Below are 15,408 nucleotides of genomic sequence, written 5' to 3' on the forward strand. Positions count from 1 at the left end.
CACCCGGCCGCGGCGCCACCCCGGCACCGCGGCCGTAGCGCCCGTCGCCGCCGAGACCATCCGACGATTCACCAGATCTGATATCGCAAAGGACATCAATGACTGCCAACGAGGTTGTCACCCAGCAAAGCTCGGTCGTCGGAACGGTCGAGGACCCCGATGGCAATCCGATCGCGGGGGCCGTGGTCACCGTGGCGGAGCGCCGCCTGCGCTCGGAAACGCCGCTCGGCGAGGGGATTACCGCGCCCGACGGCCGGTACCGCGTCGACCTCGACGCGGACTCGCGGCGCGCGGTGTTGGTCGTCCGGGCCGCCCTCGACGGCAGGCCCGCCATCGAGACCACGCATCAGCCCAACGGGTCTGCCACGGCGACCGTCGATCTGCGCGTGCCCGGCGAGCCGCGGACCGAATACCGCACCGTGATCGACCGTGTCACACCGCTTTTGGACGGTGTAGCTCTCGACAGCCTCGGCGCGGCGGACGTCACCCATCTGGCGCAGGTCACCGGTCAGGATCGGGCGACGATCGCGGCGCTGGTGGCCGCCGAGCGGCAGGCCGCAGGCACCGGCCGATCCGTGGAGTTGTTCTATGGTGCGCTGCGCCGAGCGGATCCGTTCGAGCTGGGTCCACTCGGTCGTCAGCGGCCGGTCGACATCGAAGCCGCGGTGACGGCGGCCGCTGCCGCAGGGATCATCGAATCCGCCGACGGCGCTGCGGATTTCGCGCAAGCGGTGCGGGATCGGCAGGTCTCGGACGCGGTGAATCCGGAGGCCGAGATCCCGGACGCGGTGGGCGCGCTGATCGCCACGGCCGTCGCCGATCCCGCGGTTCGCGAGCGCAGCTACGTCGCCTACCTCGATCGGTCCGCCGACCTGCCGGAATTCTGGAGCGAACTCGCCGAGGACGCGGTCGCGGGCCCGGAAGCCGAACGTCTTCGGCTCGCCTTTCGTTTGCACGGTTTGACCGCGGGCAACCTGGCGCTGGTCGCGGAGTTGCTCGCCCGATTCGACGCGGGCGAGTTTCACGATCCCCGGGAGCTGGTACGGCTCAACGGCTCCTGGTCCGAATTGATCGAAAAGTCCGGTGGCGTACCGGAATCGGCGAGGACCGCCCCGGCTGCCGATCAGGTGCCCGACTATGCGCGCGAATTGCGCCGCCGGTTCATCGAGGCCTACCCGACCGCGCATGTGGCGCACGAGATGTCGGTCCGCCCGGCGCACGCACAGACGCCTGCGGCCCAATTCCTGGCCGCCAACTCCGATTTCGATATCGTCGGCACCCCGGTCAATGCCGACACGGTGCCGGACGAACCCGCGCGCGCGGAGCTCGGTGAGATCCAGCGCACCTTCAAGATCACCCGTGACTTCGACGCCATGCAGGCGTTGCGCGACAACGGCTTCGACTCGGCGCAGTCGGTCGCGGTGATCGGCCGCGATCTGTTCGTGCGCACAGTGTCGGACTCCCTCGATGCCGAAACCGCGCACGCCGTGCACGAGCGCGCGACCCAGGTCAATGCCGCCGCCGCGAACCTGGTCGCGGACTTTCGCACCGTCGGTCACTTCGACGTGCCCTGGCTGCCGAGCCTGGCCGACCCGGCCGCGACCGAACTGCCGCAGCCGATTCCGGACTGGGAGGAACTGTTCGGTTCCGCCGACTACGGCACTTTCGCCGCGTCACGCTCCGTCTACGGCCAACCCGCCTACCTCGCCGACCTGCTGTATTACCTACGCCGACTGGGGGCGGGCACACCGGCGAACGAAGGCCCCGTCGCCAAGGCGCTCTACGCGCGCCGCCCGGATCTGTGGGACGTCGAATTGTCCGACGACAACACCGATCTCAGCGTTCCGTACGTCGACCTCGTCAACGAACTGCTGGAATCGATCGTCGCGCCGGCCACCGCGATTCCGGACAAGTTGCGGCAGAGCAGCGGTGACCAGGCGACGCTGCGCATCCAGCCGCAGCACGTGAATCCCGGCGCGTACGACGTCCTGCGCGTCGCCGTCTATCCGTGGGACCTGCCGTTCGACCTGTTCCGCGAGCAGACCGACGCCTATCTCGCACACGCCGGCGCCTCGCGTATCGCGCTGCTGGAAACGGTGGGCGCGGCGGCGGATTCACCGACACTGCTGACCGACGAGCGGCTCGGACTCAGCACGGTCGCCGCGCGCATCATCGCGGGCGAACCGCTCACACCCGACCGGACGCTCGCGGAGTTCTACGGCAAGCCCGCCGACACGGACCTCGTCGGCGTGCTGCGCAATGTCCGAACCCTGTTGGACGCGGGCTCACTGCGCTACTCGGAGCTGACTCGGCTGCTCGACACCCGCTTCGTGAACCCGGGCGGCCTCATCTCGATCAAGGCCGATCTCCGCTCTCCCTACGACACAACGCGAATGACCGTCGTCGGGCTGGATCTGCCCGCGCTCGACCGCCTGCACCGGTTCGTGCGCCTGCAACGCGTGCTCGGTTGGTCGGCGCACCTCCTGGACCGGGTGATCATCGGCTGCAACAGCCGGGGCGAACTCGACCGCCAGACCTTGCGCACCATCGCCGCCGTCCGCAAACTCGCCGTGCGCCTGAATCTTTCGATCGAACAGGTACTGACGTTCTACAACACCGTCGAAACCTTCGGCTACCGCGCCGACACCGAGGCGCCGCTGTACGACCGGTTGTTCCTGGACCCGTCCGTGGTCAGCACCCAGCCGGGCGCGCGAAATCCGTTCGCGCTGCGCGCCGATCGCACCGAACTCTCGGTCCTCGGCAGTCTGACCGACCCGGTGATCACCGCGGCCCTGCTCGCGGTGCTGCAGGTGAGCGATGCCGATCTCGCCGTGCTGACCACCGGGTCGCGCGCGGTGACACCCAACCGGATCCTCGATCTGGCCAACCTGTCGGCGCTGGTCCGCACCGTCACCCTGGCCCGAGCGCTCACGCTGCCTATCCCGGACCTGCTGCGGCTCATCGAGTTGTCCGGCGACGGTGGCCCCTTTCCCGCCCTGGCGAGCGTGTTCACTCGCGCGGTGGTGGAGAACGAGGTCGCCGCGGGCGCGCCGCTGCTGCAGCGGATGCCCGCGGTCTTGCCCGCGTACGCGGACGGGATGGAGGGCGAGGTCGCGGGTGGCGCGCGGTTGCTGCCGCCCGGACGGCTCGACACCGCGCCGTTGCCGCCGGTCTATGCCCAAACCGTGGTCACCGAACGGTTTCTGGATGCCGTCGATGCGCTGAAGGACGCGGAGCTGACGGTCGAGGAGGTGGACGCGGTACTCACCGCGACGCTGTCGCCCCAGGGCACGGTCGTTCCCGGCGATGCCGCGCTGGCGGCCACGCTGACCGCGCTGCGGGCCGCGCTGCAGACGGTCTACCAGCAGACCGGGCAGACCCTCGACGAGCGCGGCGAGCTGACCCGCAAGCATCTGACCCTGCTCGGCTGGGACCCGGCGCTGGCACAACAGGCGGTCTCGACCTTGCTCGGCACCGTCACCTACGCGGCGAAACTGACCGAGCTGCCCGAGGACAAGGTGTTCCCGCCCAAGCTCCCGATCCGCTACAGCGCCGCCGACCAGCAGCTGCTCTTCACCGGCGCGATGACCGACAGCCAGCAGACCCTGTTGAAGAAGGTGTACAACGGCGCCGAATATCAGGCGGCCATCGACGAGTTGTGCGCTGCGCCGCGGCGTTTCGTCGCGACCCGGATGAAGGCGCGCCGCATCCCGGTGTTCGCGGCGAGCCAGCCGACGATGCCCGCCGACTATCAGCTGCCGAAGGCGTTGATCGGCAAGGTGTTCTACGACATCAACGATCACATGCTGAAATGCCGCGGCTACCTGAGTGAAGCCGAGGCCGAGGCGTTGACCGGCGCACCCTCCGGCGCGGCCCTCGACGGCGCGGTGAAAACCCTGCTGCGCGTGCAGGAAGCCGATATCGTCGGCCCGAACAAGTTCCTCGACGCCGCGGTTGCGGACACCTTCTTCAAGGACGACAAGACGGTTCCCGGCGATCGATTCCGGGTCGTGCTCGGCCTGCTCAATCCGCTGCTGCGCACCACGCTGAGCGAGATCACCGTCAAACAGCGGCTCGGCCAGGCCGCCGAACTCGACCCGGCCACCGCCGACGTGTTGTTCGGCACGCTGCTGCGCTCGGTCGCGGGTTCCGTTGTGCTGAACGACTTCCTGGCACCAGAGTTCGTGAGCAGCGACCCCGCCGTCCCGGTCACCCGGGGCGCGTTCGGGCTGCAGTTCAGCACGCTCAGCCGGATCTATCGGGTGGCGCTGGTGGTTTCACGATTGCGGCTCGGCGCGGACGAGCTGCCGTTCGTCTTCGGTTACGCCGGCCGAGCCGGCTGGGCCGACCTGAACGAGCTGCCGCCGGAACGGATCGTCGGCCCGGCGCCGTTGTTCGCCAAGTTCATTCGACTGCTGGACCTCGCGCGGCTGCGCGTCGCGCTTCCCGGTGGGATCGCCACCCTGGACCACGTCTTCGCCGAGGCCGGCCGCCCGGACGCGACACCCGCGGACGTGACTGCGCAGCTGGCTACCCGGACCGGCTGGAACGCAGCGGATCTCGCCACCCTGACGGCTCTGCTCGGTCTGTCCACCGCGGCGCGCTTCCTCGACGTCGGGGCCATGCGCAGAGTGCTCGAAGGCGTGCGGCTGCTGTCGCGCCTCGGCGTGCTCGCCGACCGCCTCGACCTGTGGATCCACACCGCGGTCACGCCGGCGGCGGCCGACGCCGCCTGGCAGGCGGCGAAAGCCGAACACGCACTGGCAGATTGGGCAGCGGTCGCGGCGCCGATGCAGGACGCGATCCGGGAACGGCAACGCGCCGCGCTGGTGTCCTACCTCGTCGCCAACCCGCTCTACGCCTCCGACCGGATCACCCTGCCGGTCTGGACCGACGCCAACGGCCTGCACGACTACCTGCTGATCGACGTCGAGATGGGCGCGACCCAGCAGACCACCCGGATGGCGCAGGCCATCTACAGCATCCAGTTGTTCGTCCAGCGTTGCCTGCTGAATCTCGAGCCGCAGGTGCACACCGCCGACACCAGCCTGTGGGAACAGTGGGAGTGGATGAAGCAGTTCCGGCTCTGGGAGGCCAACCAGAAGGTCTTCCTGTACCCGGAGAACTACTTCGAGCCGGACCTGCGCCGGGACAAAACGCCGTTCTTCACCGAGCTGGAAAACGAGCTGACGCAAAAGGAACTGACCGACGACAGCGCAGCGGCCGCAGCGCACCACTATCTCGAACGCCTGGACGAGGTGGCCCGGATACATCCGTGCGGCATCTACGTCGACAAGAATCGCGGCCTCACCTATGTGTTCGCGCGCACCGATTCGACACCGCGCACGTACTACTACCGGACTTGGGTCAACCGGGCCTACTGGACCGCATGGGAGAAGATCGATCTCGATATCGGCAGCGACTCGCTGATTCCGACGGTGTGGAACGACCAGCTCTACATCTTCTGGCCGACGTTCACCCCCGCCGCCGATTCCAGGTCGGTGCGGAAACTGCCCGACGATACCGACGGCAACGTCATGCGGCCCGCGGACAAATACTGGAACATCCACCTGAACTGGAGCAAGCTCACCGAGAGTGGCTGGCAGGCGAAACGCGTTGCCGAGGAGACCATCTCGACCAAGTACCCGCACGTCGGTGACATCGTGACCGACTTCGATCAGTCCAACACCGCCGCCTACTATTTCGAGGCGTTCCCCGGACGCAGCAGCCTGACCGTGTCGGCGACCTACAACAAACTGGTGTCCTACACCGACTCCAATTCGATCAAGTACAAGGCTGTTTTCTCCGGATACTTCACGCTGAACGCCAAGCAGGGGATGGTCCGGATACTTCCGCTCGGCGGCTATGGGTATCAGGTCGACGACAACGGCAATCCGGTCGATCCCGACGAGGAGATGGAGGCCAAGGCCCGCCTGATCAAGAGCCCCTATCAATCGGAACCGACCAACAACGAGTTCACCGGCCACAGCTCGCTGCTCTATCTGCCGAACATACGACACCACGCGAGCGGGCACGAGGTCGGTGGATTCTTTCCGCTACTGCACCACCTCGGCGGCTACTTCTATCAGGTCTACTACCAGTCGAAGCCGGGAACGGACTGGCGCGATTTCTTCGCCTTCATCTCCGATGGCCTGCGCAGTTACGTGGCCGAGTTCCTGGACGCCGACGCGAGTGTGCTTGCGGCGACCCGGTTCTCGAACTTCTACCACCCGTATGTCGAGACGCTGCTGTCCAGCCTGAAATTCCGTGGCCTCGACGCGATGCTGTCCCGCGAGATCCAGCTGATCGACGCCCGCGCGGCGGGGACGTTCGAATTCGAGACGGAATACGAGCCGGACTCCGCCTCGGTGGTCAAGCCCTATCCGGGCGAAGACATGGATTTCACTGCGGCAGGCGGCTATTCGCAATACAACTGGGAGTTGTTCTTCGACGTCCCGCTGCTGCTGGCCGAACGGCTGATGACCAATCAGCGCTTCGCCGAGTCGCAACGCTGGTTCCATCGCATCTTCGATCCAACCGATCGCTCGGCCCTGTCCTCGCCGCAGCGTTTTTGGCACACCAAGCCGTTCTATCTCACCTCGAAGGACGAGAGTCAATCCGGCAGCTACTACCAGCAGCGCATCGAGGAGGTGCTGCGCAGGCTCGCCACCGGCGATACATCCGAGCAGGCCAAAGTGGATGCCTGGCTGGCGAATCCGTTCCAGCCCGACGTCGTCGCGCGGCTGCGCACTACCGCCTATCAGAAGGCCGTGGTGATGAAGTACCTCGACAACCTGATCGCCTGGGGTGACCAGCTGTTCCGCCAGGACACCGGCGAATCGATCAATCAGGCGCTCCAGCTCTACATTCTGGCCGCCGAACTGCTCGGCCGCCGGCCGGAGGAGGTGTTCGACCCGACGCCCGGCGCCGCGCGCAGCTTCCGCGACCTGGCCGGGCCGTCGCCGGCGCCGAGCCCGGTCGTGCTGGCCGAGCATCTGGTCGGCGCTGACCCGCAGACCTCGGCGACACCGCAGATCACCGTCGGCGTCGGCCCGGCGTGGTTCGACTACTTCCGTATCCCGCGCAACGAAAAGCTGCTCGGCTATTGGGATCTCGTCGCGGACCGGCTGGGCAAGATCCGCAGCGGCCGCGATATCGACGGCCGGGCCAGGCAACTGGCGGCGTTCGGCGCCGTCATCGATCCGAGCCTGCTGGTCCGGGCCTACGCCTCCGGGCTCGAGCTGTCCGCGGTGCTCGACGACATCAGTGCGCCGCTGCCGCACTACCGGTTCGCGCTGATGCTGGCCAAGGCGAAGGAACTCGCGGCGGAGGTCACCGCGTTCGGCAACGCGCTGCTGAGCGCGTTGGAGAAGCGGGACGGCGAGGCGCTGTCGCGTCTGCGGTCGCGGCACGAGAAGGCCATGCTCAAAGCGGTGAGCCGAGTGAAGAAGGAACAGATCACCGAGGCCGAGGACGCGGTGCAGGCGGCAGACCAGGCGCTCGCGCTGGCACAGGGCAAGCTCGACTACTACTCGAGCCGGGACTTCATGAACGGCTTCGAGATCACCCATACGGTGCTCGCCGGCGGCGCACTGGTGGCGCAGTCGGTGGCCGCCGGCATCCACATGGCGGGCAGCGCGACCTCGCACCTGCCGGATTTCAAGGTCGGCTTCCCGACCACCGTCGGCGCCACCTATGGCGGCAGCAACGTGTCGAATTCGCTGCAGAACCTGGCGAATTCGCTCGGCGAGGTGGCCACCGTGCTCAACGGCGCGGGCGCGCTGGCCGCGACGATCGGCGGCTACAGCCGCCGCCAGGACGACTGGGATTTCCAAGCGGGCCAGGCCAGGATCGAGATCGAGCAGGCCAAGCAGCAGCTCTTCGCGGCCTATTCGCGGCTGAATATCGCGACCTCCGAGCGGGACAACAACGACCTGGAGATCGCCAATGCCACCGAGGCGGACAAGTTCCTGCACGACAAGTTCACCAATCAGGAACTCTACGACTGGATGGTCGGGCGGCTGGCCACCAGCTTCTTCCAGGCCTACCAGCTCGCCTACGACGTGGCCAAGCGCGCCGAACGCGCTTACCGGCACGAATTGGGCGTCGAGGACACGGGTTTCGTCAATTTCGGCTACTGGGACAGCCTGCACAAGGGGCTGCTCTCGGGTGAGCAGCTCAGCGCCGATCTCAACCGGATGGACGCGGCCTATCTCGACGCGAACGCGCGCGAGTTCGAGCTGACCAAGCGGATCTCGCTGGCGCAGTTGGATGCCAAGGCACTGCTGCGACTGAAGGAGACCGGGGTCTGCTACGTGTCGCTGCCGGAGGCGCTGTTCGATCTCGATACGCCGGGGCACTACTTCCGGCGGATCAAGAGCCTGAGCATCACGGTGCCGTGTGTCGCCGGACCGTATTCGGCGGTGAACCTCACCGCGACCCTGACCAACAGCAGCGTCCGGGTCGACTCGCGGCTGCCGGACGGCGCCTACCTGCGAAAGACGCCACTGGACACCAGGTTCCGCGACCACTCCGGTCCGATCGAATCGATCGTGACCAGCACCGGGCAGGACGACTCGGGTCTGTTCGAGACCAACCTGCGCGACGATCGGTTCCTGCCGTTCGAGGGTCTCGGCGCGATCAGCCAGTGGAAGTTGTCGCTGCCCGGCGATTTCCGGCAGTTCGACTACGAGACGATCACCGACGTCGTGCTGCACCTGCGCTACACCGCGCGCGACGGCGGCAACACCCTCGGCGACGCCGCGGTCGGGGAGATGAAGAAGGCGCTGGACCAGTGGATCCGCGGCGGGGGCGGCAGCGGGCCGGTGCGGGTGTTCAGCGCCCGGCGCGAATTCGCCGACCAGTGGCAGAAGTTCCTCGCCACGCCGGCCGACGGCACCGGCACCCTCACCTTCGCGTTGTCGAAATCACGCTTCCCCCAGTTGTTCCGGGACCACCGCTACGCCGTCTCGAAACCCGAACTCGTCCTGGTGCTCTCCCAGGATCTCGATCCGGACGGCACGAAACGCTACGTCGACTGGTACGGCGAGTCCGCGCTGCACACCACGGTGGACGGCACCCCGCAGCCGCCCGCCGAGTTGAAGGCCGATCCGACGCTGGGCGGTCAGCCGCGCGCCGCCTTCCCGAACATCAAAGACGTCGAGGTGACCGACGCGGGCCGGGACTGGGTCGTCACCGTGGCCCTCGCCGGGCTCAGCCCGAAATTGCTCGACCCCGATCGACGGCTCAATCCGGATGCGGTGCTCGACCTGCTCCTGGTGTGCCCGTTCGCCCTGAAGAAAGGACAGAACTGACATGAGAATTCATCCGGATCCCTTGCGGCTGCGGCCGATACCCGCCGACCCACAACTCGATCGGGTCGCTGCGGCGGTGCCTGGCGCCTGGCGAACGCTGCCCGGCACCCTGCCGCAGGCCGCCGGCTGGGCGGAACCGAACGACACGGCCATCCGGCTCAACGACGGACGGGTGTTGCTGGTCGGCGGCGAGGACGGCCGCCGCACCGCGTTGTCCGCCTCGCTGGTCTACGACCTGCCCAGCGGAATCAGCACACCGATCGCCGGCCCGATGCAGACCCCGCGCAGGCTGCACACCGTCACCAAGCTCCAGGACGGCAAGGTCCTGGTCACCGGCGGGGTGACCGGGGCGGCCACGACGCCGGCCCGCGGCATCAATTCGGTGGAGTTGTTCGATCCGGCCGTGGGCGGCGGCGCGTGGCGACCGGTCGCGGCCATGAACGAACCGCGGTTCTCGCATTCGGCCACGCTGCTCGCCGATGGCTCGGTGCTGGTGGCGGGCGGCTGCTCCGCGCGCTCGGCGGACACCAATCGCGCACTGCGCTCGGCCGAAATCTACAACCCAGCAACGAATACCTGGACGACGGTCAAGCCGATGACCGATATCCGGTTCGGGCACACCGCGATTGCGCTGACCGGCGGCAAGGTGCTGGTGATCGGCGGGGTCATCACCATCGGCCGCGGGCAGTACGCGGCGCTGGGCTACTGCGAGATCTTCACTCCAGGAGTGACTCCGGACAAGGGGACGTGGGCGCCGACCGCCAGTTTGCGCACGCCACGGAAGGGACACCAGGCGACCGCGTTGAAAGACGGCTCGGTACTGGTGACCGGCGGCGACGTGGTCACCCACTCGTACAGTTCGATCATCGATCCGTACAGCCTCAAATCCTGTGAGCGGTTCCGGCTCGACGCGAACGGCGTCGGCACCTGGACGGCCGACACGGACATGCCGTGGGGCGTGAGCCAGCATCGGGCGGTGGCCCTGCCTGCTTCGGGCAAGGTGCTGGTGATCGGCGGCACCGACAGCGGCGTCTTCGACGCGGGCTATTCCGACACGATCCTCTACACGCCCGGTGTGGCCGGGGCCGCGGGCACCTGGACGATCGCCGCGAACATGGCAGTCGGACGCTGGGCGATGGCGGCGGTCCTGCTGCCCGACGACCAGGTGTTCGTCGCGGGCGGGATCAGCCGGTCCGGCGCGGCGGCACCGGTTTTCGGCGAGAGCGCGCTGACCGCGACCGCGGAGGTGTACACGCCGTGACCGCGCTCAGTACAACGGAGTTCGCGACCCCGATGGCGGCCGGATCCTGGAGGTCCGGGAAAGACCTTGCCCTGGCGGTGAATTGGCAAGGCATGGGCGACAATCCGGTGCAGCTGCAGGACGGTCGTGTCCTGATCGCGGGCGGACAGGACGCGAACTTCGGATCCGTCTCCGCCTGCGCCGTATTCGATCCCGGCTCAGAGACCTGGACGGCCACCGGCCCGTTGACCGACGGGCGCAGCGGGCACACGCTGACCAGGCTGCCCGACGGCACGGTGCTGGCCGCCGGTGGCCTGCCGACGCCGCAGACCTCGCCCGCGGGTCTGGCGACGGCCGAACGGTTCGAGCCGATGTCCGGAAAATGGGTGCCGGCCGGCTCGATGAGTGTGGGCCGCGCCGCGCACTCGGCCACCTTGCTCGCCGACGGGCGCGTCCTGGTGGCCGGCGGATACGCGGACCGGTCCGGTACTTCCGGCACCACCGCGACCGCGGAGATCTACGACCCCGACGCCAAGACGTGGACCGCGATCGAGCCGATGAACGACGCTCGATCGGTGCACCAGGCGGTGCTGCTGCACGACGGCCGCGTGCTGGTCATCGGCGGCACCGCGGACGTCGGCTCCGGCACCTACACCGACCTCGCCTTCTGCGAGATCTTCGATCCGGCGACGGGGGAGTGGACGCCCACCGGCAGCACGACCCGGCCGCGATTCGACGGCACCGCCACGGTGCTGCTCGACGGCACCGTGCTGGTCACCGGCGGCGGCTGGCCCGGCTGGGTGGCGGGCTGGGTGTTCAACTCCGGCAGCGATTGGACCACCGAACGCTACAACCCGCGCACCGGAACCTGGACCCGCGACGCCGACTTGTCCTGTGCCCGTTTGTATCACCGCGCCGTCCGGTTGCGGGACGGCCGGGTGCTCGCCATCGGCGGCGCCAACGCGACGAACGTGTCCACCGGCCTGCGCAGCACCGCGATCTACGACCCGGAGACCAAATCGTGGCAGCCTGCGGCCGGACTAGCCACGGGCCGTTGGGCATTCGGCGCGCTGGCCCTGGCCGACGGCCGGGTGCTGGTCACCGGCGGGGTCGACCACCTCGACGGGTCGTCGAGCAATTGGCGGCTCACCGCGAGCACCGAGATCTACACGCCTTCGGAGGGACAACAGTGACCGCACTCGACAGTCCGCCGGTCCGGACGGCCGTGTGGAGCTATGCCTCGGACCTGCCCGAGGGCAGCCGAGCCTTCGAAAACGACTATGCCCTAGTCGCTTTGGACGGCGGCGCCGCGTTGCTGGCGGGCGGTGCCGACGCGACGTTCGCCGCGGTCGCCGCGACCGCGCTGTTCGACCCGGTCACCACGAGCTGGTCGGCGTCGACGCCGATGACCCTCGGCCGCCGGCTGCACTCGGTGACTCGATTGGCGGACGGAACGGTACTGGTGGCGGGCGGCATCTCCGGCCCGTACCGGCAGCCGTTCGACATCCTCGCCGCGGCCGAGCGTTTCGATCCGAAGACCAAGAAGTGGACGCCGACCCGGACGAGTATGACCGTGCCGCGCAGCATGCACAGTGCCACACTGCTTCCGGACGGCAGAGTGCTGGTGGCGGGTGGCGTGAAACCACGGGTGGGCACCAACGATGTCGGGTCGGTCAATTCGGCCGAGCTGTACGACCCGCGGACCGACACCTGGGCGCCGACCGAGCCGATGGCCGACGAACGAACCTCGCACCAGGCGGTGCTGCTCGCGGACGGCCGGGTGCTGGTGGTCGGCGGGGGCGCGGTGCTCGGGCACGAGGACGTCGCGCCGACCGCATTCTGCGAGATCTTCGATCCGGCAACCGGAAAGTGGAGCGCGACCGGCTCTTTGGCGATACCTCGGCTGTCCCACCGGGCGGTGCTGCTACCCGACGGCAGCGTACTGGCGCTCGGCGGCGCCGCCCACGGCTGGGTGCCGGGTCCGGTGTACGACACGCATTCGCTGAACACCACCGAGCGGTGGTATCCGGTGACCGATCGCTGGGCGCCCGCGGCGCGAATGCCGTTCGGCCGGGACCGGTTTCACGCGATCACGATGAAGTCCGGAAAGGTGCTCGTGTTCGGCGGCGGAGACGAGCAGTATCTGTTCGCCAAGTTCCTCGCCACGTCGCTGTACGACCCGTACGCCGACACCTGGAGCGCGGTGGGACCGATGTCCTACGGCCGCATGGATTTCGCCGCCACCCTGCTGACCGACGGCCGAGTGCTCGCCGCGGGCGGTAGCGGTGGGGACGATCTGCCGGCCTCGACGGAGATCTACACCCCGTAGTCCGTCAAGCCTTGCTCGGCAGAATGGCCAGCACCAGCGCCAGCCCGGCCACGATGCTCACTCCGGCCGCCACGGTCGCGACCACGGACTGCGTCATCGCGGCGACGCCGATGGTCAACGCCAGGCAGACGGCCACGGCGAGCAGGGCGGACCCCGGCTCGAGGCCGGCGATCCTGGTCGGTCGATGATTGATCACTGTCATAACACCCCTGTTCGAACGGGTCGGTGTGCGGCCGTACACGCGGCCGCACACCGCACGCGTGGGCTACTTGCCCAACGCGTTCTTCGCTTTGTCCACCGCGTCGCCGATAGCGTCCTTCACGTTCTCCACCGCGCCCTTGACGGCCGCCTCGACCTGGTCTGCCTTGCCCTCGGCGCGCAGATCGTCGTCACCGGTGGCGTTGCCCGCGGCCTCCTTGGCCTTGCCGCCGAACTCGTCGACCTTGTTGCCGATCTTGTCGCTCAGAGACATCGAAACCTCCGCTGTGTCGCGGCACATCCGGGATGGATGCACACGTCCTATTGACACGGCGGCTCGGCAAAGCGCACGCAGCAACCAATGAGACAACGATCACGTCATACTGGCCGTGACGGTTTCCAATCCCCGGTGTCTGACTGAAGAGCGGTGGAGGAGGTGCTGTGACCACGACAGAGACGGTTACCGAGACCGCGCCCGACGATGCAACCCTGGTGAGCAGGGCGCGTGACGGCGATATGCGGTCCTATGAGCAGTTAGTGCTGCGCTATCAGGACCGGATGTTCCGGCTCGCGGTCAAGATGCTCGCCGACCGCTCCGACGCCGAAGATGTCGTCCAGGAGGTCTTTCTCGGTGCGTGGCGTCGCCTCCCGCAGCTCAACGAGGACGCCGCGTTCGTCGGCTGGCTCTACCGCATGACGACCAATCGCTGCTTGAACGTTATCCGGGCCCGCAGGCCTACGGTCGAGGTCGACCCGGAGACCACCGAATCACCCCGCTCGGACACCCAGCCCGAGCATGCGGTGCAGGTGAGCACGCAATTGGAAGCGCTGAACGCGGCGCTACAGCTGCTCACGCCCGAACAACGCGCCTGTTGGCTGTTGCGCGAGGTGCACGGGCTGACCTACGAGGAGATCGGCGACATCGTCGAAGTGAATACGACGGCGGTGCGCGGCCGGATTGCCCGCGCGCGAGCCCACTTGTCCGAGGTGATGAAACCATGGCGGTGAACGGCACGACAGAACAGGATTACCGGCTGCCCTGCGGCCGGGAGATCGAACAGGTCTGGGATCGGCTCGACGCGGTCGAGGCCGGTCTCGGCGACGAACACGAGAAGACCTGCCCGCACTGCCGGGCCGCCCGCGACAGCCTGCTCGCGCTGCGCGCGGCGACCAAGGAACTGATCGACGAACCGGATCCGGCGCCACCCGATCTGACCGGGCGCATCATGTCCGCGGTGCGCGCCGAGGCCCGGCGCGGCCGGACCCTGATTCTCCCGACCCCCGCGCCGGGCACGGTCGAGGTGAGCGAACAAGCCGTCGCGACGGTGCTGCGCTATGCCGCCGACTCGGTGCCCGGCGTACGCGCCAGGCAGTGCCGGGTGCGCCGGGTCGGGATGGGCATGGACGGGGAGACCGTGGTCGCGGTCGAGCTGTCGGTCGCCATCCGATTCGGCCACACCACCGTCGGCGACGCGCTGCCGGTGGTACGCGAACGGGTCACCGCCGCGCTCGCCGCCCAGGTTGGGTTGGTGCTGGAGACGCTGGATCTGGTGGTCGCGGACATCTACCAGGACGACGAAACGGGGGGCCCGCGGCGATGACGACCGATGCTGTTTCCGAGGTGCGGATCGAGGCCCCGGTCGTCGCCGCGGTGGCCGCGCGGGCGGCGCTGGCGACGCCGGGCGTGGTCCGGCTGGAACCCGGTGTGCGCGGGCTGGTCTCGTCGCTGGTGCGGGTCGGCAAGCAACGCCTGACCAACACCGATCCCGCCGCGTCGGAGGGTGTGCGGGTGCGGCGCAGCGCCGGGGGCGCGCTGAGTGTGCAAGTGGACGTGGTGATTTCGGCCGAACGCCCCGCTGCGGTGATCGGTCACGCGGTGCAACAGGAGGTTTCGCGGGTGGTGTTGGAACAGACCGGGCAGACGGTCGACGAGGTGTCGGTGACCATTCTCGATATCGAGCCGGAGCGCCAGTGACTTCTCCCAGCGACGTTATCGCCGTGATCCTGGGCGCGCTGGACACGATCGACGGTATTCGCCCCGCGACGCCCCTGGGCGCGGAGAGCCCGGCCTGGTGGCCCTGGGATGCAAGAGGATTCGCGGTCGATGTCGGACCGGGCCGGATCGAGGTACGGGTCGTGGTGGCCGAGCTGCCGTTGGCGCCGCTGCTGGAAAAGGCAACGGCCGCACTGCGTGCCGCCCTGGCCGGCACCGACTGGTCCGATGCCCGTTTGCGCTTGGTCGTGGCCGAACTCGATGCCGGAGCCTTCGGCGGCGAGGGGGTTACCTAGGTCACACCGACATGCCCGTGACGTTCGGGCCGGATCCT

General features: G+C 68.2%; 10 protein-coding genes. 8 read left to right on the forward strand and 2 right to left on the reverse strand.

Going from position 1 to position 15,408, the window contains the following annotated elements:
* The first annotated feature begins 98 nt into the window (after positions 1-98).
* Genes ACFYO1_RS31385 through ACFYO1_RS31400 form a run of 4 tightly spaced genes read left to right on the forward strand, consistent with a single transcriptional unit; the run spans position 99 to position 12,883 of the window.
* Entirely contained in the window at positions 99-9,314 is a 9,216-nt protein-coding gene (locus ACFYO1_RS31385) for a neuraminidase-like domain-containing protein (RefSeq protein WP_387238830.1), read from the forward strand.
* A 1-nt stretch (position 9,315) separates the two neighbouring features.
* Entirely contained in the window at positions 9,316-10,575 is a 1,260-nt protein-coding gene (locus tag ACFYO1_RS31390) for a Kelch repeat-containing protein (RefSeq protein ID WP_387238833.1), read from the forward strand.
* The gene (locus tag ACFYO1_RS31395; protein WP_387238836.1) at positions 10,572-11,747 is read left to right on the forward strand and encodes a Kelch repeat-containing protein; all 1,176 of its coding nucleotides are present in this window, start codon (positions 10,572-10,574) and stop codon (positions 11,745-11,747) included. The genes ACFYO1_RS31390 and ACFYO1_RS31395 overlap by 4 nt, the downstream gene beginning before the upstream one ends.
* Positions 11,744-12,883, forward strand: coding sequence for a Kelch repeat-containing protein (locus tag ACFYO1_RS31400; RefSeq protein WP_387238839.1), 1,140 nt, complete (start codon positions 11,744-11,746; stop codon positions 12,881-12,883). The genes ACFYO1_RS31395 and ACFYO1_RS31400 overlap by 4 nt, the downstream gene beginning before the upstream one ends.
* Before the next feature lie 4 nt (positions 12,884-12,887).
* Here ACFYO1_RS31400 and ACFYO1_RS31405 read toward each other — a convergent pair whose 3' ends face one another.
* Together ACFYO1_RS31405 and ACFYO1_RS31410 are read right to left on the reverse strand one after the other, a co-directional pair.
* The gene (locus tag ACFYO1_RS31405) at positions 12,888-13,085 is read right to left on the reverse strand and encodes a hypothetical protein (protein ID WP_387238841.1); all 198 of its coding nucleotides are present in this window, start codon (positions 13,083-13,085) and stop codon (positions 12,888-12,890) included.
* Positions 13,086-13,148: 63 nt separating this feature from the next.
* Positions 13,149-13,355, reverse strand: coding sequence for a CsbD family protein (locus tag ACFYO1_RS31410; protein ID WP_387238844.1), 207 nt, complete (start codon positions 13,353-13,355; stop codon positions 13,149-13,151).
* Positions 13,356-13,522: 167 nt separating this feature from the next.
* On the opposite strand from ACFYO1_RS31410, the gene ACFYO1_RS31415 reads away from it, so the two are divergent.
* Genes ACFYO1_RS31415 through ACFYO1_RS31430 form a run of 4 tightly spaced genes read left to right on the forward strand, consistent with a single transcriptional unit; the run spans position 13,523 to position 15,370 of the window.
* A complete protein-coding gene (locus ACFYO1_RS31415; RefSeq protein ID WP_387238847.1) occupies positions 13,523-14,089 on the forward strand; it encodes an RNA polymerase sigma factor in 567 nt (188 codons plus the stop codon).
* Positions 14,080-14,682, forward strand: a complete 603-nt coding sequence (locus ACFYO1_RS31420; RefSeq protein ID WP_387238850.1) for an Asp23/Gls24 family envelope stress response protein — start codon at positions 14,080-14,082, stop codon at positions 14,680-14,682. Before ACFYO1_RS31415 ends, ACFYO1_RS31420 begins: the two co-directional genes overlap by 10 nt.
* Positions 14,679-15,056 carry an Asp23/Gls24 family envelope stress response protein gene (locus ACFYO1_RS31425; protein WP_387238853.1) on the forward strand — a complete coding sequence of 126 codons (378 nt, stop codon included), beginning with the start codon at positions 14,679-14,681 and terminating at the stop codon, positions 15,054-15,056. The genes ACFYO1_RS31420 and ACFYO1_RS31425 overlap by 4 nt, the downstream gene beginning before the upstream one ends.
* Entirely contained in the window at positions 15,053-15,370 is a 318-nt protein-coding gene (locus ACFYO1_RS31430; protein WP_387238856.1) for a hypothetical protein, read from the forward strand. The genes ACFYO1_RS31425 and ACFYO1_RS31430 overlap by 4 nt, the downstream gene beginning before the upstream one ends.
* The last annotated feature ends 38 nt before the right edge of the window (positions 15,371-15,408 follow it).

It is taken from the genome of Nocardia sp. NPDC006044 (assembly GCF_042871115.1).
In the GTDB taxonomy this organism is placed as follows: Bacteria; Actinomycetota; Actinomycetes; order Mycobacteriales; family Mycobacteriaceae; genus Nocardia.